At 61.9% G+C, this 23,504-nt stretch carries 18 protein-coding genes; 5 read left to right on the top strand and 13 right to left on the bottom strand.

What is annotated here, in order from left to right; all coding sequences use genetic code 11:
- Nucleotides 1–17: 17 nt before the first annotated feature.
- From rodA to A0U94_RS02790, 5 genes are all read right to left on the bottom strand, one after another.
- Nucleotides 18–1,205 (bottom strand): rod shape-determining protein RodA, encoded by a 1,188-nt coding sequence (rodA, locus tag A0U94_RS02810; RefSeq protein ID WP_077802377.1) that lies wholly within the window; start codon nt 1,203–1,205, stop codon nt 18–20.
- Nucleotides 1,202–3,238 (bottom strand): penicillin-binding protein 2, encoded by a 2,037-nt coding sequence (gene mrdA, locus A0U94_RS02805; RefSeq protein ID WP_244178054.1) that lies wholly within the window; start codon nt 3,236–3,238, stop codon nt 1,202–1,204. Before mrdA ends, rodA begins: the two co-directional genes overlap by 4 nt.
- A gap of 63 nt (nt 3,239–3,301) precedes the next feature.
- Nucleotides 3,302–3,868: a hypothetical protein gene (locus A0U94_RS02800; protein WP_077802376.1), complete on the bottom strand. Its 567-nt coding sequence runs from the start codon at nt 3,866–3,868 to the stop codon at nt 3,302–3,304.
- A gap of 5 nt (nt 3,869–3,873) precedes the next feature.
- The gene (mreC, locus tag A0U94_RS02795) at nt 3,874–4,803 is read right to left on the bottom strand and encodes a rod shape-determining protein MreC (protein WP_062110702.1); all 930 of its coding nucleotides are present in this window, start codon (nt 4,801–4,803) and stop codon (nt 3,874–3,876) included.
- A gap of 17 nt (nt 4,804–4,820) precedes the next feature.
- Nucleotides 4,821–5,870, bottom strand: coding sequence for a rod shape-determining protein (locus A0U94_RS02790; protein WP_062033912.1), 1,050 nt, complete (start codon nt 5,868–5,870; stop codon nt 4,821–4,823).
- Between the two features lie 309 nt (nt 5,871–6,179).
- Between A0U94_RS02790 and A0U94_RS02785 the strand changes: the two genes are divergently transcribed.
- Together A0U94_RS02785 and A0U94_RS02780 are read left to right on the top strand one after the other, a co-directional pair.
- Nucleotides 6,180–6,434, top strand: a complete 255-nt coding sequence (locus tag A0U94_RS02785) for a YMGG-like glycine zipper-containing protein (protein ID WP_062110705.1) — start codon at nt 6,180–6,182, stop codon at nt 6,432–6,434.
- 47 nt (nt 6,435–6,481) lie between these two features.
- Entirely contained in the window at nt 6,482–6,982 is a 501-nt protein-coding gene (locus A0U94_RS02780; protein WP_062110707.1) for a hypothetical protein, read from the top strand.
- A gap of 28 nt (nt 6,983–7,010) precedes the next feature.
- Here the strand turns inward: A0U94_RS02780 and A0U94_RS02775 are convergent, their stop codons facing one another.
- The 3 genes from A0U94_RS02775 to A0U94_RS02765 all read right to left on the bottom strand — a co-directional run bounded on the left by A0U94_RS02775 (nt 7,011) and on the right by A0U94_RS02765 (nt 10,574).
- Nucleotides 7,011–7,778, bottom strand: coding sequence for a sulfite exporter TauE/SafE family protein (locus tag A0U94_RS02775; protein ID WP_077802375.1), 768 nt, complete (start codon nt 7,776–7,778; stop codon nt 7,011–7,013).
- A 166-nt stretch (nt 7,779–7,944) separates the two neighbouring features.
- Nucleotides 7,945–9,516, bottom strand: coding sequence for a 2-isopropylmalate synthase (locus tag A0U94_RS02770; RefSeq protein ID WP_062110709.1), 1,572 nt, complete (start codon nt 9,514–9,516; stop codon nt 7,945–7,947).
- 209 nt (nt 9,517–9,725) lie between these two features.
- Nucleotides 9,726–10,574 (bottom strand): N-acetylmuramoyl-L-alanine amidase family protein, encoded by an 849-nt coding sequence (locus tag A0U94_RS02765; RefSeq protein WP_244178053.1) that lies wholly within the window; start codon nt 10,572–10,574, stop codon nt 9,726–9,728.
- Between the two features lie 577 nt (nt 10,575–11,151).
- On the opposite strand from A0U94_RS02765, the gene A0U94_RS02760 reads away from it, so the two are divergent.
- Nucleotides 11,152–13,992: an Rne/Rng family ribonuclease gene (locus A0U94_RS02760; RefSeq protein ID WP_077802373.1), complete on the top strand. Its 2,841-nt coding sequence runs from the start codon at nt 11,152–11,154 to the stop codon at nt 13,990–13,992.
- 90 nt (nt 13,993–14,082) lie between these two features.
- Here A0U94_RS02760 and A0U94_RS02755 read toward each other — a convergent pair whose 3' ends face one another.
- Both A0U94_RS02755 and xseA read right to left on the bottom strand, forming a co-directional pair.
- Nucleotides 14,083–14,442, bottom strand: coding sequence for a hypothetical protein (locus A0U94_RS02755; RefSeq protein ID WP_077802372.1), 360 nt, complete (start codon nt 14,440–14,442; stop codon nt 14,083–14,085).
- A 35-nt stretch (nt 14,443–14,477) separates the two neighbouring features.
- Nucleotides 14,478–16,031, bottom strand: a complete 1,554-nt coding sequence (xseA, locus tag A0U94_RS02750; protein ID WP_077802371.1) for an exodeoxyribonuclease VII large subunit — start codon at nt 16,029–16,031, stop codon at nt 14,478–14,480.
- A gap of 66 nt (nt 16,032–16,097) precedes the next feature.
- Between xseA and purD the strand changes: the two genes are divergently transcribed.
- Both purD and A0U94_RS02740 read left to right on the top strand, forming a co-directional pair.
- Nucleotides 16,098–17,327: a phosphoribosylamine--glycine ligase gene (gene purD / locus A0U94_RS02745; RefSeq protein ID WP_077802370.1), complete on the top strand. Its 1,230-nt coding sequence runs from the start codon at nt 16,098–16,100 to the stop codon at nt 17,325–17,327.
- Nucleotides 17,328–17,367: 40 nt separating this feature from the next.
- A complete protein-coding gene (locus A0U94_RS02740) occupies nt 17,368–18,348 on the top strand; it encodes a hypothetical protein (protein WP_077802369.1) in 981 nt (326 codons plus the stop codon).
- A gap of 23 nt (nt 18,349–18,371) precedes the next feature.
- Here the strand turns inward: A0U94_RS02740 and A0U94_RS02735 are convergent, their stop codons facing one another.
- From A0U94_RS02735 to polA, 3 genes are read right to left on the bottom strand one after another with little or no spacing between them, the layout of a single operon-like run.
- On the bottom strand, nt 18,372–20,027 hold the full coding sequence (locus tag A0U94_RS02735; RefSeq protein ID WP_077802368.1) for an ABC transporter substrate-binding protein: 1,656 nt from the start codon (nt 20,025–20,027) through the stop codon (nt 18,372–18,374).
- Complete coding sequence (locus tag A0U94_RS02730) at nt 20,028–20,636, bottom strand: SCO family protein (RefSeq protein ID WP_062110727.1); 609 nt, start codon at nt 20,634–20,636, stop codon at nt 20,028–20,030.
- Between the two features lie 13 nt (nt 20,637–20,649).
- Entirely contained in the window at nt 20,650–23,469 is a 2,820-nt protein-coding gene (gene polA, locus A0U94_RS02725) for a DNA polymerase I (RefSeq protein WP_077802367.1), read from the bottom strand.
- Nucleotides 23,470–23,504: the final 35 nt, after the last annotated feature.

Below are 23,504 nucleotides of genomic sequence, written 5' to 3'. Positions count from 1 at the left end.
AAAAAGCAGGCAGGCGCTCAGTCCTCATCGTCTTCCGTCCCCGGATCACGTTCGTTACGATGCACCCAGGCGGACATGAGCAGGCCGAAACCGAACATCATCGTCAGCATCGCCGAGCCGCCGTAGGAAATCAGCGGCAGCGGCACACCACCGACCGGAATGGCGCCCATGACCATCGACAGGTTTACGGCGCAATACAGGAAGAAATCCATCGCGATGCCCAGACCCAGCAAACGCCCGAACTGGTTGCGGCTGCGGATCGCAATGAGCATTCCGCCCATGACGAGCGTTCCGAGCAGCGCGATGACGGCAACCCCGCCGACGAAGCCCCATTCCTCTCCGATCATGGTGAAGATGAAGTCCGTCTGTTTTTCCGGCAGGAAATTCAGCTGTCCCTGACTGCCATGCAGGTATCCCTCGCCCCACATGCCGCCCGAACCAAGGGCGATTTTGGACTGGATGATGTTGTAGCCTGCGCCGAGCGGATCATGTTCGGGGTGCAGGAAGGTGTCGATCCGGGCCTTCTGGTAGTCATGCAGATGGCTGTAGATCAGCTTTCCCATGAAAGGCAGCGGCGCCACCAGCAGCAGGATCTGCCACAGCCGCATTCCCGCCGCGAAGAACATCGTCGCCCCGATGACGCCGATAATGGTGGCCGTTCCAAGGTTGGGCTCCTTGAGCACCAGAAGGACCGGCAGCAATGTCAGGAGCGCTGGCGGGATCAGGCGCAGCGGGTTGCCCATCCGCTCGTTGCCAATGCGGTGAAACCAGGTCGCCAGCATTATGACGAGGCCGATTTTGGCGAATTCGGAGGGCTGGAACTGCATCCCCGCCAGATTGATCCAGCGCTCCGCCCCCTTCCCCACATGGCCCATTCGCAACACAAGGGCGAGGAGCGTGACCGAGAGCAGATAGACCGGAACCGCCGCCATCCGCAGAACGCGCGGACTGACGAGCGAGACCGCAATCATCATGACAAGGCCGAAGCCGAACCGCACCATCTGCGGCCCGGCAAACGGCTTGGCCGAGCCGCCGCCTGCGGAATAGAGGGCGATATAGCCTACGCCCGCCAGCACACAGACCAACAGGACATACAGCCAGTTGACCTGAAGCAGGCGCGCCATGGGCCTGAAATCAGGCTCCGCGCGCAGAAGGCGCCGGTCGGATTTCAGAAAACCGAACGTGTTCAGACCATTACGCTTCATTGCGCTGCCCCCGGTTCCCGCTGGGTTTGTGCAACAGGAGGGTCCGTGGGAACAGAAGTGCCGGTTTCCGCGGGTGCGGACGGCATTTCCGCTCCGGCGGGCGGTGGTGCAGCATTTGGGACAACGCTGGAGGCCATACCAGGGGCAGCAGGGCGGACGTCACTGGCCGGGTCGCGCAGCAGGGTATCGGTCATGATGAGTTTGGCGAGCGGGGCTGCTTCGTCCGCGCCCGCATTGCCGTGTTCCACGACCACCGCGACGGCATATTTCGGGTTGTCGTAAGGCGCAAAACAGATGAACAGCGCATGGGGACGGTATTCCCACGGCAGGTTCATGGAATTGAAATGCCCGGACTCACGCAGCGCACGCGAGACGCGCCGGACCTGCGCCGAGCCTGTTTTTCCGGCCATCTGGATCCCCGGCAGGTCCAGCCGCGCCTTGGGGGCCGTGCCGTGCTGATCGTTGACGACCGCAAACATGCCGCCACGCACGACATCCAGAAATTCCGGCGGCAGATCGACCTTTGGCACATCGTCCGCGGACGCCATTGTGGAAATCTGGTCATTGGTCGCCCGCAGCAGATGCGGCTGAACATTGCGGCCCGAAGCGATGCGGGAGGTATAGGTGGCAAGCTCCAGCGGGGTGACCTGGACGAACCCCTGCCCGATGCCCGCATTGACCGTATCGCCGCCATTCCAGTGAAAGCCGTGCTTCTGACGCCATTCAGGCGTCGGGATCACACCGGAACGAACATGTGGCAATTCAATTTCCGGTTTGACGCCCAGCCCCATCGTGTTGCCAACCGCCTTGATCGGGTCCATGCCGCAACGGCGCGCGACTTCATAGAAATAGACGTCGCAGGAGAATTTCAGACCCTCACGCATGTTGATCATGCCGTGGCCCCAGCGGTTCCAGCAATGGAAGCGCACCCCACCCAGATCGTAATATCCGGGGCAGTTGAAACGGTCCTGCGCCGTAACGGAACCGGATTTGAGGGCTGCGAGCGCCACGGCGGGCTTAAAGGTCGAGCCGGGCGGATAAAGACCGGATACGGCCTTGTCTACGAGCGGCGTGCGCGGATCACTGGCCCATTCGTTCCACTGGGCATGACTCACGCCTGAATCGAACAGGGACGGATCAAAAGACGGCGTGCTGACCATCGCCATCACTTCGCCATTACGACAATCCATGACGACCGCACTCGCCACACGGTCTTCAAGACGATCCAGCACCTGCTGCTGCAGGACGGAATCCAGCGTCAGGCGCACGTCCTCGCCCTGCTGCCCTTCCACGCGGTCGATCTCGCCAATGACGCGCCCGACCGCGTTGACTTCCATCTCCACGGAACCCGGTTCGCCACGCAGCGAGGCTTCCTGCGTCTGCTCGATCCCGGCGCGACCGACGCGCATTCCCGGTAGGGAGAGCGTCGTGTCCTTCGCCACGTCCTCTTCGTTCGGAGGCGCAACATAACCCACGATATGGGCGGTCAGTCCCTTGAACGGATACAGCCGCGTCGAACCGACATCGACCAGCACACCCGGCAAAGAGGGCGCGTTCAGTTCGATCCGCGCCATGTCGTCCCAGGACAGGAACTCATGCAGCGTGACGGGGACATATTTATGGACATGGCGCAGATCACGCTCGATACGCGCGCGGTCATGCTCGTCCAGAGGCACGATCTGGGAGAAACGTTCGATGACGGCCGGAATGTCCGTCGTCTCTTCCGGCATCAGCAGCGCGCGCCAGCTGACCTTGTTGTCTGCAAGAGCCACGCCAAAACGGTCATGAACCGTGCCCCGGGCCGGGGCGAGAAGGCGTTTGCTGGTGCGATTGCGCTCGGCGAGCTGTCGCAGATGGCCGCCATCCACGACCTGAAGATTATACAGCCGCCGCCCCAGCACACCCAGAACCCCGGCCTGCACGGCCATGACCAGCAGAGCGCGGCGCGTGAAGACGCCACGTCCTGACCGCACAGGCTCAGCCTGACGTTTTTGGCGTATCCGCGAGCGGAAAGGGGTCTTTCGGGAAAACATCAGGGCAGGAATTCAGATCCGGAAAAGAAAACAGCCTTCAGCGCGGCACGCAGAAGGACGCTGTCAGGCCTGATCGGGATTGGCAAATGTGCGGCGTCCCCAGACGAACAGTGCTGTCAGGCTGGGATAGATACCGATTGTCAGCGCCGCCTGAAAGAGGCCAGGTGCGGGAGAGAGAAGTGCAACCGCATGCAGGCACACGAGGGACCACTGGAAAAAGGAGGCCAGAACAGCAAAAATGCTGAAAATCAGCCACCCCATGAGAAATCCCAGACGCGACAGGCCATAGCGCCAGTGATGCGCCACACCGTAAATCACCAGAAGTGACAGCAGCACCGTTCCCGGTGGTCCGAAACTGAAAATTTCCACAACCAGCCCGCACAGGAAGACCGCAAGCGCCGGCATGGAGCGGGGACGGCTATGGGCCCAGAACCAGACCGTACACATCGCAATCCCAAACTGAAGCTGCGCCTGTCCGGGAATTCCAAACGGCGCGGACAGCAGGAGGGCGCTGAACATGATGAACAGCGACGGCATGGCCGCCCGACTGGACATGTCGAGGGCGCGACGGAAGGTCTGTTTGGGTTCAACTGCGGAATGCAGATGGGGCGTGGAGTTTTCGGCAACCATAACGCTTACTGCCCTCCCCGTCCCGGCATGTCCGGCAGGTTGGGCAGCCATGAGAACGGCAGCGGCCCAGTGAGCGGATTTTGCGGCAGTTTTTTCACACGCACGCGGCCCGGCGCATCCGGCGCCTGCGAATCGTCGTCGCCATAATCGAACACGCGCACGATATCGAGACGGTCCAGATCCGCATCCGGCACCACAACCGGGCGGTTCGGCGCGCTGTAATGTACCGTCCCGACCGGCAGCCCGGCGGGCATCGTGCTCTGGCCCCGCGTCTCGACGCGCTCGCCTTCAATGGGGTGATGGTCCTGCGGATAGAAGATCAGGCGCGGCGCGGCGGTATCGTCACCGGCCATGATTGCATCCCCGTGCGAGGACGCCAGCGTGACGGGAATGCGGCTGGCATCATCATTGATCATCAGAACGCGCACCGTATGCGGCCCGACTTCCGTCACGCGGCCCAGTAATCCGGCGGCATCAAGCGCAACGTCCCCGATCCGGACCTGGTGGCCGCTGCCGACGTCCAGAAGAACCGCGCGCGAATAAGGGCCACCATCGTCACGGGTGACGCGTCCGGTCACGTATTGGGGAACGGTCTGCGGAATCCAGTGCAGGCTGTTCTTCAGGCGCCCGTTTTCCGCCGCCAGCGCGACCGCGACGTCATACCAGTGTCGCAGAGCGCGGTTTTCTTCCCGCAGACGAGAATTCTCTTTGGCCAGATCGGTCGCACCGCGCAGATCCGTCAGCCAGACGGCCACACGCTCCTGCGGCCAGACCAGCCCATGATAGGCCGGGGCCATGAAGTCCGTCGCCATCAGTCGCACGCCATCAACGGCCGGACGCCGGACCAGTCCCAGAAGGACAAGCCCGACCGCCAACAGGATCAGGAGAGGCAGGATGGCCTTTGCAAGCACCTGCCGGGCATGGATGGACAGCATCCGGCGTCAGCCAGTCCTCAGTACATGCTGCTTAGAACACTGCGCAGACGACGCATTTCCTCAAGCGCCCGCCCCGTTCCGAGTGCCACGCAGGACAGGGCGTTCTCCGCAACCGTCACGGGCAGACCGGTATAAAGACGCAGCACTTCGTCCAGACGATACAGAAGTGCACCACCACCCGAGAGAACGATGCCCTTGTCCACGATGTCGGCGGCCAGTTCGGGCGGCGTGTTTTCAAGCGCGGTCGTCACGGCATCGACGATCTGCATGACGGGTTCCGCCAGGCTCTCGGCGATCTGGGCCTGACTGACGACCACTTCACGCGGCACACCGTTGATAAGGTCGCGGCCCTTGATCTCCGTCAGGGGGCCGTCGGGATTGGCGGGATCGTCCGGCATCATGGCAGAGCCGAGTTCGATCTTGATCCGCTCGGCCGAGCTTTCGCCGACCAGAAGGTTATAGGTCTTGCGGATATAGGAGATGATGGCTTCGTCCATCTTGTCTCCGCCCACGCGCGCGGACCGGGCATAGACAATGCCGCCAAGGGAAATGACCGCAACTTCCGTCGTGCCACCGCCGATATCCACGATCATGCTGCCCGATGGCTCCGTCACCGGAAGACCAGCGCCGATGGCTGCCGCCATGGGCTCCTCGATCAGCATGACCTTGCGTGCGCCCGCGCTTTCCGCACTTTCCTGAATGGCCCGACGCTCCACCGCTGTAGCGCCGGAAGGCACGCAGATGATAATCTGCGGGCTGGCGAAGGCACGGCGGTTATGAACCTTGCGGATGAAATGCTTGATCATTTCTTCCGCGACTTCAAAGTCCGCGATCACGCCGTCGCGCAGCGGGCGGATGGCCGTGATGTTTCCCGGCGTGCGGCCGACCATCTGCTTGGCTTCATTGCCAACCGCAAGAACCTGTTTCTTGCCACGCACTTCGGCGATCGCCACAACGGAGGGCTCATCAAGGACAATGCCGCGACCCTTGACATAAACGAGCGTGTTGGCAGTGCCGAGGTCGATGGCCATGTCGGCAGACATGAGACCCAGCAGACGAGAAAACATCCAAAACTCCTGGCGCGGCTCTGTGGGGTGACAGATGGCGTATCGTGATTGCGGGGCGGTTCCCCGCGGGTGGACTTAACCAGACGCGGCAGGTTCAGCAAGGCCCGGAGAGTCAATATAATGCGCGCGACGGGATCGGGGCGTCCAGATCCCATTTTCCGGATCCCGTCCGGGGACGTGCAAAAAAATAATCGTGCGCCCTGATCCTGCCACCCTTCTGTCACGTTGTATGTGTCTAGAAGTGCGAAACCGTTCCTTCCGAACCGATTACCGGAACGCGGACCGGAACGTCTAACAGGATGTTTTGTCATGAAGACCCTTACAACACCCCGCTTTCTGGCAGCTCTGGCTCTCTGTGGCGTTGCCCTCACCGGCTGTGGCAGCCCGTATGACAGCGGCTCCCGCGCCGGGTCCGGCGCACTGATTGGCGCAGGCGGTGGCGCAGCAATCGGCGCTCTGGCAGGGGGTGGCCGTGGTGCGCTCATCGGCGCTCTGGCAGGCGGCGGCACGGGTGCGGCAGTCGGCGCCGCAACGACCCCCAACCGCCCACGCAACGGATATTGAGCTATAAGCAGCGCTCACTCCGTTAGAGACGATCAAGGATTCGGACTATGAGGACCGCTTTTTCCCATACTGGCCTGCGCTGCACGGCGCTGGTCGGAGCATTTGCCACGATCATGGCTCTGGGTGGATGTGAAGGGAATTACGACCCTGGCTCACGCGCACTGGGCGGCGGCCTTCTGGGCGGCGGAACGGGCGCTGCGATCGGTGCGCTGGCAGGTGGCGGCCGCGGTGCGGCAATCGGCGCTCTGGCAGGCGGCGTTCTGGGTGCCGGCGCGGGTGCGGTGACGACGCCCAATCGCCCCGGCTACCAGAGCGGCTACTCCAATGGCCAGCAGCAGGGCTATTATAACAACCAGCAGGGCACTTACCCGCAGCAGCAGGGCCAGTACATGCAGCCGCAGTACCAGTGCCCGCCGAACACAAACTGCCAGCAACCCCAGTATCCCAACGGATATCCGAACAACAGCTACCCGCCCAACAGCGGATATTCACAGCAGAGCGGCTACCAGCAGCAGCCCCAGAACTATCAGGGCGGTTACGGCTACTAAGCCGTAACACCACCCCGACCCATCGGCCTCAGATCATTCTCAGGCCGATAATTGCCAGAAGGATGCCCAGAAACCATCTCTGCGCATCCTCTGGCAGCCGTCCCGCCAGAAGCGTTCCAAGCAGAATTCCGGGAATGGACCCCATCAGCAGTTCCACGAGCACAACGGAATCGACCGCGCCCTGAAGCCAGTGTCCGCCACCGGCCAGAAGTGCCAGCGGCACGGCATGCGCAATATCCGTCGCCACGAGCTCCCGCGTACTGACACGCGGATAGAGCACTGTCAGAGCGGCCATGCCGATCGCCCCGGCCCCCACGGAAGACAACGTGACCAGCGTTCCCAGAACGATACCAAGCACAACCGTTAGCGCATCGACCGTCTGTGGACGAAGGGTTCCTGCATTGGCTGACCATTTCTGAAGCTTCGGCTTGAACAAGATGGCAGGCACCGTCAGCAGGAGTGCCACACCCAGCACTTCGGTAATCAGTTTCGAAACGAACGGGCTCGGACCGAAATGACGCAGGAAGATGAGACACAGCAGACCGGCTGGAAGACTTCCTGCCATCTGAAGAAGAACGATTCTCCAGCGTACAACGCCGTGATGGCGATTGAGCGCCGTACCGAAGATCTTGGTAATGGCGGCATAGAGCAGGTCCGTGCCGACCGCCGACTGCGGCTTGACGCCGAATAACAGGATCAGCAGTGGGGTCATCAGGGAGCCACCGCCTACGCCGGTCATTCCGACCAGAAAGCCCACCAGCAGTCCTGAAAGCGTGTAAAGCCATGAATGCGGCATGAGGGTTCCTTGTCCGGCCAGATAAGAAAACCATACCGTTCGTGTTATATTTGTCTACTTCTTATATAAACTATTTTATATCGTTTATAATCGCTATTCATAAAAAAACGGGCATGCAGAAATCCTCCGCATGCCCGCTGACTGAAACAATGTCGCCCCGGACGGATCAGGACAGTGCTTCCGGCTCCCGACGCTCGCGCTTGGTCAGGAGCTTGTTCAGTGCATGAATATACGCACGGACCGCAGAGACCACCGTATCGGCATCAGCGCCCTGCCCGTCCACGAGCTTGCCGTTTTCCTGTAACCGCACGGTCGTACGCGCCTGTGCATCTGTGCCTTCCGTGACGTTGGCCACCGAGAACAGCGCGAGTTCAGCCGTATGCGGAAACGCTTCGCCAATGGCGCGGAAGGCTGCATCGACCGGACCGTTGCCACTGACCGCAGCATACTGGATGGCGCCGTCCACGCTGATTTCGAGCTTGGCCTGGGACTTCTGCTTCGTGCCAGAAGCCAGTTCCAGCGAGATCAGGTGAACCCGCTCGTGATCGCGGCTCTCGTCATCCACAAGTGCGCGGATATCGTCGTCGAACACGACTTTCTTGCTGTCGGCCAGATCCTTGAAGCGCGCAAAAGCGGCGTTCAGGGCATCGTCTTCCAGCGGCGGATAACCGAGCTGCGCCAGCTTGTCGCGGAATGCCGCACGGCCGGAATGCTTGCCCATGACCAGCGAGGTCTTGTTCCAGCCTACGCTTTCCGGCGTCATGATTTCATAGGTCGCGGCGTTCTTCAGGATCCCGTCCTGATGGATGCCGCTTTCATGCGCGAACGCATTACGTCCGACGATGGCCTTGTTCGGCTGCACGTCAAAGCCCGTGATCGTCGCCAGCATACGGGACATGCCCAGCAGCTTCGTCGTCTCAATACCGGTCGTCTTGCCATACTGATCGTGACGGGTCCGCAGCGCCATGACGATTTCTTCGAGCGCGGCATTGCCTGCACGTTCGCCGATACCGTTGATCGTGCACTCGATCTGACGCGCCCCACCCTCGACGGAAGCGAGCGTGTTGGCGACGCCGAGCCCCAGATCATTGTGGTTATGTGCGGAGAAAATCACCTGATCCGCACCCGGAACGCGCTCACGCAGCATGGTGAAGATCGCACGCATTTCTTCCGGCGTGGCGAAGCCGACCGTATCGGGGATGTTGATCGTGTTTGCACCATTGCGGATCGCCATTTCCACGCAGCGGCACAGGAAGTCCGGATCGGTCCGGGAGCCGTCCTCGGCCGACCATTCAACGTCATCCGTGTACTGACGGGCCTTCTGGTTGCCGGACGCGATGATTTCCAGCACCGTTTCCGGCTCCATCCGCAGCTTGTACTTCATGTGCAGCGGGGACGTGGAAATGAAGTTGTGGATCCGCGAACGCTCGGCCTTCTTCAGGGCCTCGCCACAGGATTCGATATCCCGCTTGCCACCACTGCGGGCCAGACCGCAGATTACCGATCCACGGACATCCTCGGCAATCCGGCGCACACTCTCGAAATCGCCTTCGGACGCCACGGGGAACCCGGCTTCAATCACGTCCACGCCGAGAGCGCTCAGCGCATGGGCCATGCGGAGCTTCTCTTCGATATTCATCGAAAATCCGGGGGACTGTTCGCCGTCGCGCAGCGTGGTGTCGAAAATGATGACGCGGTCGTCGGCGATATTGCCGAAGGACGGGTGCTGGAAAGTCATGATGGAGATCGTCTCGTCTGGTTCAGGGTGGCTTTCTGTCTGTTATCCCCTGAACGCAACGGAGCGCTGTCCGCCTAGGATAAGGCGTTCAGGGGCCAATAAGTCGAAGCGAGAGGACCGAAAGAAACATCATAGGCGCGTTAAATGACCGATTCTTGCGTCATACGCAACCCGCATGAGCATAAAGCCTCCCCTGCGCAAAAAGCGGATCAGCCCGTCATCACGCCGGCATGCGTTGCAAAATAACGGTCTATGGCGGTTTTCATGGCGCTGGCGACCTGTGTGCGATGGACGCCCTGACGCAGCGCGGCCTCATCCAGCCGGTTCGACATGAACCCCATCTCAACCAGGACCGATGGAATTTCGGAAGATTTCAGAACCACGAAAGCCGCATGACGTGAGGGATGGGTCAGGAGCCCGATCCTGTTCCGGAACGAATTCACCACACTGGCCGCCATATGGGCCGACCCCCGGCGCGTTTCTTCCGAAACGAGGCTGGCGAGGATCTGCTGCACATCGGGCGACATCCCATGAAAAGCCGGTCCGGCGAAACGATCGGCGCTGTTCTCCGTCCGTGCGAGAGACGCCGTCTGTGCGTCCGAGGCACCGCCCGAGAGCGTATAGACGCTCGCGCCCCGCACATCCCTGTCATGCAGGGCATCGGCGTGCATGGAAATGAAGAGATGCGCCTGATGCCGCTGTGCCAGTTCGACACGCCCTTCAAGCGGAATGAAACGGTCTTCGGAGCGGGTCATGGCGACGCGGTACTGTCCCGAAGCCAAAAGCTGGCGGCTCAGTTCGGAGGCTGCGGCTTCGGCGATATGCTTTTCATAGGTACCTGAAATCCCGATAGCACCGGGATCCTTGCCGCCATGTCCGGGGTCCAGCATCACAAGAGGTTTCGGCGGTGCGGCTCCGCGATGAACGGCAGGAGCGTGCAGCTTTCCGTGAAACGGACCATGAACCGGGTGACGCCCGAAGGCCGTCAGGGGCGCCAGCAGCGATACTCCCGAAAGGCCACCGAAAAGACCACTGGCCAGTGTGCGTCGCGTCAGCATCCCTTGTTTCCCGGTTGCAGCGGTGAATGACGAAAGAACCATACAGCACGAAACCCTGTCAGGAACATGGCAGAAGACTTCCGCAGGCCTCTTCCACGGAAAAATGAAAAACGCCGCTTTTCCCCGCCGGGCACCCGGACTTGCCACAGACAGCAGTTTCAGTCATCCTGTGCGACAGGGACCTGTAAAGTGCGGTCCGACCGGCTACGGACTTTAACCTTTCCCGTACCGCTCCCGCCTTTTCCTGTCCCCGCCACGACGTCCCGTCGTTTGACAGATGCGCGACTAGCCTTCCGTACCCTGTCCTGACCGGATCGAACTGGTGATATGTCACTCCGGTACAGGCCAGACGCCCGTCCGGATCAGGTTTTTCATCCGGCTCCGGATTTCCGGACCGGCCGTCTGTTCAGGGGACGAATGTCACTCAACGTGCTCGCAGCCAGCAACCTCAGCGAAACGGGACCCAACATGTCCCGTCGCTGTGCGTTCGGACTGCGCCGTTCCCTCCACCCCACACAATCTGACGTTCCCCCCGGCCCAGGCAGCCATTGCGGAGCGTCGTGGAGTTCAGTGTTCCATGACCAAGCGTATGCTCATCGACACCACACACGCGGAAGAAACGCGTGTTGTGGTCATGGATGGTGACCGCGTCGAAGATTACGACGTCGAGACATCGACCAAGAAGCAGCTCAAGGGCAACATCTATCTTGCCAAGGTCATTCGCGTAGAGCCGAGCCTTCAGGCCGCTTTCGTCGAATATGGCGGCAACCGCCACGGCTTCCTCGCCTTCAGCGAAATCCACCCGGACTATTTCCAGATTCCTGTCGCAGACCGCGAGAAGCTCATCGCGCTCCAGGAAGAAGAAATTGCCGAGCGTGGTGATGCGGCGGATGATGCCGAGACCGAAACGGTTTCCGAAGACGGTGCCGATAACGAAGACGGCGACAACCACGACCGTCGCGCGCCCGAAACCGTTGGTGGCGAGCATGATACGGGCGAGGAAAGCGCGTCGTCGCGCCGCACGGCCCGTTTCCTGCGCAACTACAAGATCCAGGAAGTCATCCGCCGCCGTCAGGTGCTGCTGGTGCAGGTCGTCAAGGAAGAGCGTGGCAACAAGGGTGCAGCCCTGACCACCTACATCTCCCTTGCCGGGCGCTATTGTGTCCTGATGCCGAACGCCCTGCGTGGCGGTGGCGTTTCGCGCAAGATCACTTCCGATGCCGATCGCCGCCGCCTGCGCGATGTGATCGCGGAACTCGACCTGCCGAAGTCCATGGCAATGATCGTCCGGACCGCCGGTGCCGGTCGCCCGGCACAGGAAGTGACGCGGGACTGCGAATACCTGCTCCAGCTCTGGGACGATATCCGCTCCCACGCCCTGTCCTCGGTCGCGCCGACGCTGGTCTATGAGGAAGCAAGCCTCATCAAGCGCGTCATCCGCGACCTGTTTTCCAAGGATATCGAAGACATCCTCGTGGATGGTGAAGCGGCCTGGAAGAACGCGCGCGAGTTCATGCGCCTGCTGATGCCCAGCAACGCCAACAAGGTCAAGCTGTGGCAGAACCGCGGGCAGAGCCTGTTTGCGCGCTACAATGTCGAAGGCCATCTGGACGCCATGTTCTCGCCGACGGCCCGTCTGCCGTCCGGTGGCTATCTGGTCATCAACCAGACGGAAGCCCTCGTCGCCATCGACGTGAATTCCGGCAAGTCCACCTCGCAGCGCAACATTGAGGAAACGGCCCTGCGCACGAACCTCGAAGCCGCCGAGGAAGTGGGTCGCCAGCTCCGTCTGCGTGATCTGGCCGGTCTGGTCGTGATCGACTTCATCGACATGGAAAGCCGCCGCCACAATGCTCAGGTGGAAAAGCGCCTCAAGGAGGCCCTGCGTTCCGACCGTGCGCGCATCCAGGTCGGGCATATTTCCCATTTCGGTCTACTGGAAATGTCCCGCCAGCGCCTGCGCCCGTCCATTGCGGAATCCGTCCTCACGCCCTGCCCGCACTGTCAGGGTACCGGCTTCATCCGTGGGACGGAAAGCTCGGCCCTGCACGTCCTGCGTGCAATCGACGAGGAAGGCGCACGCCAGCGTTCAGCCGAAATCGAAGTCTATGTGGGCTCCGAGATTGCCCTCTATATCCTCAACCACAAGCGCTCCTGGCTGGCTGACATCGAGCGCCATCATCGGATGCAGGTCATCTTCCGTACGGAAGAAAACCTCGCTGCCGCAGATATGCGGATCGAGCGCCTGAAAACCCAGACAGCGGCTCCGGCACAGGCCCGCGCTCCGGAACGGACGGAACGCGCCGTGGAGCGTGCGCCGGAAAGCGTCCGCACGATCGAGATCATCGAAGAACAGGCCCCCGTCGCCCTGCGGGTGGAAACGCCGGTCGTCGATGCGGAAGTCATTGAAGATGTTGTGCCGTCGGAAGGCCAGGAAGACAGCAACGATGGTCGTCGCCGCCGCCGCCGCCGCCGCCGTGGTGGCCGTCGCGAGCAGAACGGAGACGTCGCAGCGGACGCACCGCAGGACCATAACGTCCATGCGCCCGAGGAACGTGAGACCCCCGCCTCGGACACTGCCGACGAAAACGGCATCATTCCGGGCCGCCGTCGCACCCGCTTCAAGCGCATCGTCAAGGAAGCCGAGGGCTCTGAAGCGCCGCGTGCAGAACCCATGGCCGAAACCCGTGACGTAGCGCCACGGCGCCCCGCACCGACACCACGCCCTGCCGCACCAGCTCCCGCAGCGCGCAATCCGCGTCGCCGGGAGGAACGCGAGGAGCGTCCCGCCCAGCATCGCTACACGGGCCCTACGCCTGCTGATCCGTTCGGCGGCAGCTTCGACATCTTCGACGTGATTGAGCAGGCGGAATTTGAAGGGACGACACAGGCCCTTCAGACCGGGATCAGCCTGCCCACGGACGTCGTGATCGAACATGTCCCGGCTGTCGAAACGGCTGTTGCCGTGGAAGAGCGAGCAGCGGAAGTTCCGGCAACGGAAGAGGCTCCCAAGCCCCGCCGTGGTCGCGGACGTCGCCCGGCCCGTGCCAAGGCTGCAGATGCTGCTCCTGCCGAAACGGTGACGGAAGCCGCGCCTGTAGTGGAAGTCGCTCCTGCTCCGGCTGTCGAAGAGCCTGTGGCCGAAGAGGCTCCCAAGCCCCGTCGGACCCGGACCCGGCGCACTCCGAAGGCGGAGGCCGTGGCTACTGAAGCCCCGGCTGAAGCCGCCCCCGAAGCTGCGCCGGCTCCGGCTGAAGTCGCAGCGGAAGAGACTGCCAAGCCGAAGCGCAGCCGGACCCGTCGCGCGCCAAAGACCGCCGCTGCCGAGGCTCCGGCCGAGGATGGAAACATCCTTCAGCCGGTAAACATTGATGAAGTCGCTCCGGCGAAGCGTCGTGCAGGATGGTGGAAGCGCTGATCCGTCAGCACTTTCCACAGCCATAAAAAAGGCCGGTCAGGAAATCCTGACCGGCCTTTTTCTTTGTCCTGCTGAAACGCGGCGCTCCAGTTAGCGGCAGACGCTCTGCGCCCCGGTTGCCGCGATATAGGTGCCAGTCAGCGGCTGGAAACAGGCATTGCGCGGACAGGAACTCGTGCTGGCCAGACTTTGCGGATACAGCGCCGCACCAGCCCGCGCCTGTTCCTGTAGCGCTGTGCCGCAGAGCGGTGTGTTCAGCGGCGCGGACGGATCGTTGAACAGCTTCTTCTTGCCGTCCTCGGGGGCCTCTTCCGCCAGACCCGGCGCGAAATCCTGCGGCGGGATCTTGGCCTGCGACGCCGGGGCAGCAGGGCGCGCGGGGGCCGTGGGCTGTTCAGCGCAGGCTGCAAGCAGTGGCAGGGTAACGAGACTCAACCAGAACGAACGCATGCAGACTCCGGATCGCAGATCAGATGGGTGAAAGATTAAAGCCCAAGATCGCCCTGCGGCGACAGGCTGTCCAGTTTTGCGCCACGGTCTCCATCCGCGAAAGACAGAACGACGCGATCGGCAACAGGCCGGGCTTCCGCACTCGTAACGGGTTGACCATTTACATCCTGCACAAGCACATAACCGCGGCTGAGAATAGCCCGGGGCGACACGGCTTCAAGATGGCTGCCCAGCCCGTGAAGCCTCATTTTCTGAAGGCGGATGGCGCTTCTGAGAACATCCGGCGACAGGCGCTGGCGTTCGGTGCGCAGATGGAAAGTCTGGAGCGAACGCTGCCATGAGGCGTCCAGACCGCTGGAAACCATCCGCAGGGCGGCACGGCGGCGTTCGATCAGCAGTTCGGGGTTCGGCAGATGTGTGACTGGCCCGTTCAGGCGGGCTCGTGCACGGCTGACGAGAAGTTCTGGCGCAGGCAGACGCAGGGCCTGCAGACGTGCCTGACTGCGCCCGATCAGAAGCTCCGGCGATGGCAGATGCATGCCCGGCGCATCAAGCCGGTTGCGGATGCGCATGACGAAAGACGGCAACGCCAGATCGAGCCGCTGACCACGATCATCCAGACGCATCCGGGCGGAATCCAGCAGTCCCGGCAGGTCCGGCAGACGGGCAGCGGCCTGATCCAGCCGTGCACGCGCCGTCTGGATGATACGGGTGAGCGCACCCGTCAGACGCGCATTGCGATGCGCCATGTCCGTGACCATTTCCGAGCGCAGCGGCACGGCCATTTCGGCGGCGGCGGTCGGGGTGGGCGCCCGACGGTCCGAGACAAGGTCAATCAGCGTCGTGTCGGTCTCATGCCCGACTGCCGAAATGACAGGAATGGGACAGGCCGCAACGGAGCGCAGGACGCGCTCGTCGTTGAACGCCATGAGGTCTTCGAGAGACCCGCCCCCACGCGCAACGATCAGCACATCCGGCGTGCGCGGACGACGCACGGACATGCCTTCGATGGCGGCAGCAATCTGGGCTGCCGCCCCTTCGCCCTGCACAGGAACCGGCCACAGGAGGACGTCCCGCGGGAAACGGCGGCTGACGGTTGTGATGATATCGTGCAGCACCGCGCCGGACCGCGACGTGATGACACCGACGAGAGACGGCAGGAACGGGATGGCTTTCTTGCGCTCGGGGTCGAACAGACCTTCTTCAAGCAGTTTGCGGCGCAGGCGCTCGATATTTGCGAGCAAAGCCCCCTCGCCCGCAAACTCCATGCGGTCGATGACCAGCTGATAGCTGGAGCGTTCGCCGTAGGCCGAGACGCGGCCGGTTGCGATGACCTCGTTGCCGTTTTCGGGAGCCATGCCGAGGCGCGAGACACTCCCGCGCCAGATCACACCCGCGATCTTGCCACCTTCATCCTTGAGCGAAAGATAAATATGCCCGGACGGATAGCGCTTGAGTTCCGTGATCTCGCCCCGCACGCGCACGCGCCCGAATCCACTCTCCAGCGTGCGTTTGATCGCCCCGGAAATCTCGGAAACCGAATATTGCGGCACATTCCCGCGGATCGACGCGCCATCACTCTCCATCATGGCGTCAGTCTATGCTACGCACGCCCTCAAACGAAGCCCATGATTGCATAATAAAGGATAAGCGGAATGCGCGTTTTGCTGGTCGGGTCCGGAGGGCGTGAACATGCCCTGGCTACATGTCTTGCGCGCTCGCCGAGCCTGACCGCTCTTTATGCGGCTCCGGGCAATCCGGGCATGGCGTCCGTTGCCACGCTCGTTCCACTGAAAGCCGATGACGTTCCGGGCCTGGTCCGGTTCGCACAGGAACAGAAGATCGACCTGATCGTCCCCGGCCCGGAAGCGCCGCTGGTGGCAGGGCTGGCAGACGCCTGTGCCGAAGCGGGCATTCCGTGCGCCGGTCCGACGAAGGCGGCGGCCCTGCTGGAGGGCAGCAAGGCGTTCACGAAGGATGTGGCAGACGCAGCCGGCATTCCGACCGCGCGCTGGGAACGATTTGAAGACGAGGCTCCGGCTATCGAATTCGTGCGTCGTCGGGGGGCGCCTATCGTCATCAAGGCGGACGGTCTGGCCGGGGGCAAGGGCGTCGTCGTGGCACAGAGCGTGGACGAGGCCGAAGACGCCATTCGCAGGCTCGGCATGCCGCTCGTAATCGAGGAATGTCTGGTGGGCGAGGAAGTCTCGCTCTTCGCATTCTGCTCAGACGACAAGGCCGTACTCATCGGCGCCGCGCGCGATCACAAGCGTCTCGGCGATGGCGATACCGGTCCGAACACGGGCGGCATGGGGGCGATTTCGCCTCCCCCCGCGTTCGGACGCGAGATGCAGGAAAAAGCGCTCGACATCATGGTGAGACCGATGCTGGCCGAGATGGTCCGTCGTGGCACGCCGTTCCGGGGTGTGATCTTTGCAGGGCTGATGCTGACGAACGAAGGGCCCAAGCTGATCGAATATAACGTCCGTTTTGGCGATCCCGAAGCGCAGGCCCTGCTGATCCGACTGCAATCGGACCTGCTGCCGATCCTTGCCGCACTGGCACAGGGCAATCTGGAACACGCAGCCGCCGAGTTCTCGGACGAACATTCGATATCGCTGGTTCTGGCCGCCAGCGGATATCCGGATGCTCCGAAAAAGGGGGGCCGGATCAGCGGGATCGAGCGTGCGGAAGCCGTTCCGGGCGTTTCGATTTTCCATGCCGGAACCAGACTGGCAGATGGCGTTCTGGTGGCGGATGGCGGGCGTGTCCTGACGGTCTGCGCCAAAGCTGCAACGCCGGAAGACGCCAGAAAACTGGCCTATGAAGGGGCGTCTGCGATCCAGTGGGAGGACAAGATTTTCCGGAACGATATCGGGCTTTAATACGCTCAGAATCGTTGAGCACCAACCGAGGGAAGCCCGGATGACCCGTCTGTGGAAACTGCTGGTTTGTCTGGCATTGTGCAGCGTGAGCAGTGCACATGCTGCATCAGACGGACGCGTCATCCCTACAGCGTTCGAAGCCGGGCATTTTTATGCCACGCCCAGAACCTCGAAGGGACAGACGGTCCGGCTTCTCGTCGACACAGGTGGTGGAGGAATGGGCATCCTCTACATCATGAAAGCGTCCGCCTTGAAACGGATTGGTGGCCAGGCCATCCAATGCCGCCTGCCTGGCTTCAGTTTTGATGGAGCCCGCATGCCTCCCTTCACCGCCGCGACGCGTCTCCCTGCTCCGGCAGGACCAGAGGCATGCGGCGCGGCGGCGGCGGTCGTGAACACTCTACCCGACCTTGGATATGACGGCGTCCTTGGAGCCGCCTATCTTTCGCACTTCATCTGGACATTCGATTACCCTGCGCAGCGCCTCATCGTTGAAAGCCCGTCATGGCAACCCGATGGTCATGCGACACACGCGCCATTACTCTTTGCCCGGAATTCCGCGGGCGAATGGCTCAGTGACTTTCCTGCCGTTACGCTGACTATTGATGGTGAAGCACTCAGTTTGCTGCTCGATACCGGAGCAACCGCGCTGCCCACCTCATCCGGCGCAGCGGCCCAGCACATCGCAACCGTGAATGGGATCGGCGTTACCTCTTATATCATCACGAGCATTTTCAACCGATGGCATGCCCGTCATCCGGATTGGCCCGTCGTCCTGAACGGCGATCGCCTCATCCCCGGAACACGCCTGATCCGGGTACCGGATGTCACCATTGGTGCCGTTCATGTCGGGCCCGTATGGTTCAGTGAAAGGCCCGATATGAATTTCGGCCCCGAGCGCATGAGTCTCTGGATGGGCCAGACGGTGGTCGGAGCAGCGGGCGCGAATGTTTACGGACGCTTCAGAGTGACCGTCGATTACCCACATGAAACGTTATGGATGGCTTCTCCGGCACCGTAAGCCATCATCGACAATACGCACCCTTACTGCACCCACACATGTGAAAACAGCATGTGGTTCAGAGATGTTGAAAAGTAATTCCCCAGCCGTTTCGAAACAAAATCGACCGTCTTCATCTGGATCATGGGTGCGCCAGGCATCTGCTGCATGACAGCGTGGCCGGCCTCCTGCCAGATTGGGGCGGCTTTTGCCGGGTCCGTCTGGGCTTTCGCCTGATCGAACAGGGACTGGATGTGCTGATCGCAAAAACCGGTGACATTCGGGGAGACGGCTGAATTCGGATGGTAGTTGTCGCAGCCGAACAGGTCGTCGAGAAAGGTTGAGGCGGACGGGTAGTCCGCAAACCAGTAGGACAACGCGATCTGGACGTGATTGGCGGTGTTCTGTTCGTAGGATTCCGCAAGGCCCGCCGTGATAGGGCGAAGCTGCGCGTTCAGGCCCACGGCCTGCAGAGCGTTGCGCAGATAAGTGCCCATGCCGAGCTCCATGGCGCGGTTGGGGACGATCAGTGTCACCGACGCCCCTTCTGCCCCGGCTTCATGGATCAGGCGACGCGCGCCTTCCACATCCTGCGGGCAGTCCAACCCGAGATCCGCGCCGGAAATCCCATGCGGCACCATCTGACACAAAGGTACGGAGATCGCGCTGCCCCCGAACAGGATCGTCATGGCATGGCGGTTGACGGCCATGCTGACCGCCCGGCGCACCCGCACATCGGTGAAGGGTTTTTCATGCGTGTTCATCGCCAGATAATACAGGCCCAGCAAGGGCTCGATATGAACCTGGGCAGTGTATTGTGCACCGAGTTCGCCCAGACGGTCTCCGGGCTTGGCGTCCAGCATCCAGTCATACCGGCCCTGCTCGACCGCCGTGACCTGTGCTTCATCCGACAGGCCGAAATCGTATTCGATACGGTCCACGAAGCCATCCGTCTGGGCCTGCGGGTTCCAGACATGGAAATACGGATTGCGCTCCAGAACCATACCGTGTCCGGGATCGTACTGCGTGATGCGGTACGGCCCGGTTCCAGGAACCGTGGTTCCCCCCATGTCATGAGCCGGGGTGGTGGCAGGCACAATCACAGCGTGGGGAAATGCGAGTTTGTAGAGAAATTCGCCGTCGGGTTTCGTCAGATGAAAGACGATCTCGCCCGTCTCCGGGTGCCCTTCGACGCCGGGAAGCGTGCAGCGGTCAGGCTTGGCCAGACAGTCCGCAGCCCCCTCGATACCGCCATAGAAAGATCCCGCAGTCGGGCTTCCGGCGCGGTAGATCCGGCGGAAAGATGCCACAACATCTTCCACACGCACGGGGGAACCATTGGAAAAATGCAGACCGGAGCGTAAATGCAGCCGCCACGTGAGGCCATCGGGGCTGATGACCGGCATGGCATCGGCGAGGTCCGGTACCACGTCCAGTCCGGCGGCTCCGCGCGCCAGACGAAACGTCAGCAGGGGGTCGTACATATTGACGAACACCTGCATGTACTGCGTGCCGTAATTGATCTGCGGGTCCAGCGTACCGCCGGGGCCGTCCGCCGTCAGATGCAGGGTCCCGCCACGATGGGGGCTGCCGAGCGTAATGCCGTTCCACTCCGGCGGGGTCTGCTCCTGTGCGTGGGCCTGAAAAAATCCAGGCCCCAGAAGCAGACTTGCCGCGAGAAGCGCTGCCCCGCGCCTCATTCAGCGCTTCGCAAGTTCGCGCAGACGCGCAATCAGGGCATCTGCATTGCCGTCAGCCGGGACGGTACCGGCATAGCGCGCATTCGGGTCCATGATGACGATCTGCGGCGCAGGAACAAAATGATCCCCCTCCTTCTGGAGCGGCGCATGATATTCGGCCGTCATAGCCTTGATCATGTTCGGGGTCCCGGTGAATGGCATGACATGGGGGGCGACGGGCAGAACGTATTCCCGAAGCGGGTCCGCCTCATCAAACGGATTGAGCGACACTGCGAGCGGCGAGACGCGGATGCCTTGCGCCCGGAGCGTCACCAGTGCCTGATCCATGCTTTTTAATACGGGCTGGCACTTGTCCTCGGGACAGTTCGCATCAAAAAACCAGACCAGCATCCAGGTATTGTGAAAATCGCCTTCGGTAACCGTGCTTTCGCCCAGCGAGTCCAGACGGAAGCTGCCACCGATTTCGTTGCCGTTGGACTGGACCAGAAGGCCGGGCCCGCCATTGGACGCCAGATGGAAGCCGACATACCCCAGAACGGCCGCCACGGCGAGAACGCCCCAGATGATGCGATTGCCGACCCGCTTGCGGCGTTCGTGATTGGTCTGCATGACCTTCCTGTCTTTAATGTGCGTCAGCCCAGCTTGGGCCGATACCGGTTTCTACTTCAAGGGCCACGTCAAGTTTGGCGGCCCCTTCCATTTCCGTGCGGACGAACTCCGCCAGAGCCTTCGCGTCCTGCTCCTCGACCTCGAAGAGCAGTTCATCGTGTACCTGAAGAACCATTTTCGCCTTCAACCCCGTTTGGGGGAGGCGTTGTGCCAGATGGACCATGGCGCGTTTGATGATGTCCGCAGCACCGCCCTGAAGCGGGGCGTTGATGGCCTGACGCTCCGCATAGGCGCGACGGGCACCGTTTTTCTCCGCGATGCCTGGCACATAGCAGCGACGTCCGAACGGCGTCGTGACATAGCCGTGCTTTTTCGCCTCTTCCTTGGTCCGCTCCATATAGGCGCGGATGCCGGGATAGCGGGCGAAATAGGCGTCGATATAGGAGCGTGCCTCGCCCGGCGAAATCTGGAGCTGCTGCGCCAGACCGAAAGCCGAAATGCCGTAAATAATGCCGAAATTGATGGCCTTGGCCCGGCGACGGGTCAGCGGGTCCATGCCCTCAAGCGGAATACCGAACACTTCGGACGCCGTGCGGGCATGAATGTCCTGCCCCAGACGGAACGCCTCAAGCAGCGGCTCGATCTTCGCAACATGGGCCAGAAGGCGCAGTTCGATCTGGCTGTAATCCGCCGACAGCAGAACACAGCCGGGAGCGGCGACGAATGCCTTGCGGATGCGTGCGCCTTCTTCGGTGCGGATGGGGATATTCTGAAGGTTCGGCTCGTTCGATGACAGGCGCCCCGTCGTGGTGATGGCCATCTGAAAAGATGTATGAACCCGCTGCGTGTCCTGATCCATCTGCTGGACCAGCGCATCGGCATAGGTCGATTTCAGCTTGGCCAGTTGCCGCCAGTCCAAAATCTTGCGCGGCAGGTCATGCCCCTGCTCGGCCAGCGATTCCAGTACCCCGGAATCGGTACCCCAGCTTCCACTTTTCGTCCGTTTTCCGCCGGGCAGGCCCATTTCATCAAACAGGATCTCGCCAAGCTGCTTGGGGGAGCCGACATTGAAACTCCGCCCCACCTGCTCATGGATGTCCTGCTCGATCATTCCCATGCGTTCGGCAAAATCAACGGACATGCGACGCAGTTCGGTGGCGTCTACCTTGATGCCTACGTCTTCCATATCCGTCAGGATCTGGATGAGAGGACGCTCGATTTCCTCATACAGCGACAGCGCCTGACGGGTCCGCAACTGCGGACGCAGCACCTGCCACAGACGCAGCGTGACATCCGCGTCTTCGGCGGCATAGGCGGTCGCCGCGTCAATCGCGACCTGTGCGAACGGAATGCGCTTTCGGCCTGTTCCCGTCACGGAATCATAGGGGACAGGCGTGTGCCCCAGATGCAGTTCGGAAAGCTCGTCCATCCCCTGCCCGTGCTCACCGGCGGACTGGGCGTAGGAAATCAGCATCGTATCGTCGATGGGCGTGATCTCGGGAATGCCAGCGCCCCGAAAGACAGTCAGATCATATTTCGCGTTCTGAAATACCTTGAGAACGGACGCATCCTGCAACAGGGGCTTCAGACGCTCCAGTGCCTCGGTACGGTCCAGCTGACGGACGGCAGCTTCACCGGTCGAATCTTCTTCCAGAAGATCTCGTACGGTTTCATGCAGGAATGGCACATAACAGGCCTTCCCTGGCGCAACCGACAGCGACAGCCCGACCATATTGGCCTGACGCGCATTGAGACTGTTCGTCTCGGTATCGACGGCCACCACACCCGCCGTCCGGGCCTCTGCGATCCAGCGGTCCAGCGTCTCCAGATCCGTGATGGTTTCGTAGGGGCCATAAGGCGCATCGGGGACCGTGACAGCCGAAGCTTCGTCCCGTGCAGCAACCTTGTCTTCGGGCCGGACAATCTGACGCGTGAACGGACGCGGCTTGGCGGCCAGACCCAGCCCCATGCGCTGGATGGTGGAATGGAACCCCATGTCCTCCAGCCAGTCCCGCAAGGTCTCGCGAACCGGCTCGCGACATCCCAGCTCGCTGATCGGCTGCGGCATCGGGGCATTGTCGTCCAGCAGGACCAGCTTGCGGGACATGCGCGCGGCCTCGGCATGTTCGATCAGATTGTCGCGCCGCTTGGACGCCTTCATGCCGGGGGCTGCGGCGAGGATCTGCTCCAGCGTGCCGTATTCGTTCACGAGCTGCGCGGCTCCTTTCGGACCAATACCCGGAACGCCCGGCACATTATCCGTCGAATCTCCCATCAGCGCCTGAACATCTACGACCTGATCGGGGCGTACGCCGAACTTGGCTTCGACCTCGGCTTCGCGGATCGGCTTCTGCTTCATCGGGTCCATCAGTTCGACACCGGGACGCACAAGCTGCATCAGGTCCTTGTCGGATGAGATGATGGTGCAGCACCCGCCCTCCTCCACGACCGCCTTGGCATAGGCGGCGAGCAGGTCATCCGCCTCCCAGCCTTCAAGCTCGATCGACGGCACATTGAAGGCGGCCGTGGCATCACGGATCAGACCGAACTGCGGGCGCAGGTCTTCCGGGGCTTCCGGACGGTGCGCCTTGTACTGCGGGTAAATCTCGTTGCGGAACGTCACGCGGCCAGCATCGAAAATCACCGCCAAATGCGTGCCCACATGGTCCCGCAGCAGACGCGACAGCATGTTCGTAAAGCCATAGACCGCATTGACCGGAACACCCTGCGGGCTGCTCATCGGCGGCAGGGCATGGAACGCACGGAAGATGAAACCAGATCCGTCGATCAGGACCAGATGGGGCTTTCCCGAATCAGGCTTTTCTGGCGGCACGAATGTCTCCCTTCTCGCCCCGAAGGAGCGGACGT

This window comes from Gluconobacter albidus (genome assembly GCF_002005485.1).
Classification (GTDB): Bacteria; Pseudomonadota; Alphaproteobacteria; order Acetobacterales; family Acetobacteraceae; genus Gluconobacter; species Gluconobacter albidus.
Note: the sequence above shows the minus strand (reverse complement) of the source record. Positions and strands in the feature narration are given on the sequence as shown.